Raw genomic sequence first — 639 nt, 5'->3', positions numbered from 1 at the left:
GCCTTCGGCGGCGCGCGCGGCCGCACCGACGTGCCGAAGATCGTCGACTGGTACATGGAGGGCAAGATCCAGATCGACCCGATGATCACCCATACGCTGAAGCTTCAGGACATCAACAAGGGTTTTGACCTGATGCACGAGGGCAAGTCGATCCGGAGTGTCGTGGTTTACTGAGGAAGCCGCACGCCGCCGGTCAGCCGGCCGGCGACCTTTGTGGTGAAACATGGGAGGAATGGAATGGCGGAAAAACTGCATCCGAAAATCGACAATGGCCTGCCTAAGGAGAGCGCGAGCTTTGCCGGCGGCACGCTGGTCTGCGCCTGCACCAGCAAGCCGGTGAAGGTGAAGGTCAAGGGCCAGATCGCCCACAACCATGCTTGCGGCTGCACCAAATGCTGGAAGCCTGAGGGCGCTTTATTCTCCGTCGTGGCCGTGGCAGGCACCGGCGACGTCACCGTCGTGGAGAATGGCGACAAGCTGAAGGTGGTCGACCCAAGCGCGCTGATCCAGCGCCATGCCTGCACCGGCTGCGGCGTCCACATGCATGGACCGGTCGAGCGCGACCATCCGTTCAAGGGCCTGAGCTTCATTCATCCCGAGCGTTTCGAGGAAGACGGCTGGTCGCCGCCGGGCTTTGCC

1 protein-coding gene and 1 pseudogene are annotated in these 639 nt (G+C 62.6%); both read left to right on the top strand.

Features of this window, described 5'->3' with window-relative positions:
- Window positions 1-174 (top strand): annotated as a pseudogene (locus EOA33_RS37745) (S-(hydroxymethyl)glutathione dehydrogenase); the annotation flags it as partial.
- Between the two features lie 63 nt (window positions 175-237).
- Window positions 238-639: GFA family protein (locus EOA33_RS37740; protein ID WP_127407845.1), on the top strand; the 402-nt coding region annotated here is incomplete at its 3' end.

This window comes from Mesorhizobium sp. M4A.F.Ca.ET.050.02.1.1 (assembly GCF_003997725.1).
Lineage (GTDB): Bacteria > Pseudomonadota > Alphaproteobacteria > Rhizobiales > Rhizobiaceae > Mesorhizobium.
This window is presented reverse-complemented; position numbering and strand designations above follow the sequence as displayed.